Here is a 795-nt window from a genome sequence, read left to right on the forward strand (position 1 = left end):
GAAATAGCCTGAAATGACGATAAGACACGCGAGTAGCGCAAATAAGATACCCGTAGATATGTCGTCCAAAACTCAATCTTTCCTTTTGTTATCCTGATAAATGACAGTGCTATTACGCGTTATAGCTGTCCTAAAATGACAGTACATTATGGGTTTAGCTCAGTATGATCTCTTTTACAAAGCGGCTGCCAAAATAGGCCAGGGTCAATAAAGTTGCCCCTGCAACAGCAAACCAGGTCACTTTTTTCCGCGTCCAGCCTTTTTGATAATGCCCCCACAGCAAGGTGGAGTAAACCAACCAAGCAATAAAAGACAGCACCGCTTTATGCGCTTTTCCTTCCGCAAACATATCGTGAACAAAAACAAACCCAGTTGCCAACGTTGCCGTTAACAGTAGATTGCCGATCATAATGATTTTAAACAGCTGTCTTTCCACCATTAAAAGTGGCGGTAGGTTTGGATTGATGACTAATGATTTTTGCTTCAGTTTATGTCTAGCCAAGCCATTGAAGTGCGTATAGTGCGCCAATGGTCAAAGTGGCATAAGAAAAYAGTGCCAAGGAAATATGGATTAACAGCTTAGGGTCATTCTCTAAATGCTWACGAAAGTGCTGGGTAAAAACGTCGCAGCAGAGAGATTAATGGCGGCAAAGCTATAGACGACAGGCAGTAAGAACCATAAACGGTTTTTGAGCATCGCGGCACTCATCACCAAGGAGATGATGAAGCTGATCAACGACGCGACATTTAAAATACTGAGATTTTGACCATACCCTTCAAAAATGAGATCGCTCA

General features: G+C 42.5%; 1 pseudogene. It reads right to left on the reverse strand.

Annotation, left to right across the window (positions count from 1 at the left end):
* Positions 1-154: 154 nt before the first annotated feature.
* A pseudogene (locus CIK04_RS29815) lies at positions 155-795 on the reverse strand (inner membrane protein YpjD); the annotation flags it as partial.

It is taken from the genome of Vibrio sp. 03_296 (genome assembly GCF_002265885.1).